At 70.9% G+C, this 870-nt stretch carries 2 pseudogenes; both read right to left on the bottom strand.

Features of this window, described 5'->3' with window-relative positions:
- Positions 1–314, bottom strand: a pseudogene (locus BHU15_RS41965) (5-methyltetrahydropteroyltriglutamate--homocysteine S-methyltransferase); the annotation flags it as partial.
- A 2-nt stretch (positions 315–316) separates the two neighbouring features.
- A pseudogene (locus BHU15_RS41970) lies at positions 317–736 on the bottom strand (uroporphyrinogen decarboxylase/cobalamine-independent methonine synthase family protein); the annotation flags it as partial.
- Positions 737–870 lie beyond the last annotated feature (134 nt).

An 870-nucleotide genomic window follows, 5' to 3' on the forward strand; every position in this document is an offset into this window, starting at 1 on the left:
CAGATGTTGCGCCCGTCGACGACCCCCGCGACCAGGCGCTTGCCGGGCAGCCCGCCGACGGCCGCGAGGTTTTCCAGGTTCGCGGCGCCCGACTCGGTGAAGTCCAGCGCCAGCCCGTCGACCGGGGCCTTGGCGAGCACCGGCAGGGCGTCACCGAGCCGCCCGAAGTACGAGGCGACGAGCAGCTTCGGCCGGTCTGCCGCAGCGCCCAGCTCGCCATACGCGCGGGCCACGGCGGTCAGCTCGGCCGGGGTGCGGTCCTGTACGAGCGCGGGCTCGTCCAACTGCACCCAGTCGGCGCCGGCCGCGCGCAGNNGGTGAAGACCGTGTCCGGGCCCAGCTCGGGGACGAGGTAGTGGTAGTTGGTGTCGAACCACTTCGTCATCTCCAGCGGCGCCACGTCCTGCGTGCCGCGCGCCATCGCGAAGTACCCCTGCGTCTCGTCGGCCTCGACCGCCGCACGGTGCCGCTCCGGAACAGCCCCGACCATGACACTGGTGTCCAGGACATGGTCGTAGTACGAGAAATCACCGGACGGCACCTCATGGATGCCGGCGTCGGCCAGCTGCCGCCAGTTCGTACGGCGAAGACCCGCGGCGGTCTCCCGCAGAGCGGCGGTGTCGACGCTGCCCTTCCAGTAGCCCTCGACGGCCTTCTTCAGCTCACGGTTGCGGCCCTGGCGGGGGTAGCCGTACACGGTGGCTCGTGCTGCCGCGGCTGCGGACTGCTCTGTCACGGAACTCTCCTTCGCGAGATGTGTCCTGAACATCCCGGAGACGGGACGCGGACGCGAAGGGACGACCGAACGACGCGACACGCCGCGCGATGCACGCGCATGCCGCTCGATACGTACGCCGACCCGCCCACGAG

Source organism: Streptomyces niveus, assembly GCF_001723055.1.
Taxonomy (GTDB): Bacteria; Actinomycetota; Actinomycetes; order Streptomycetales; family Streptomycetaceae; genus Streptomyces; species Streptomyces niveus.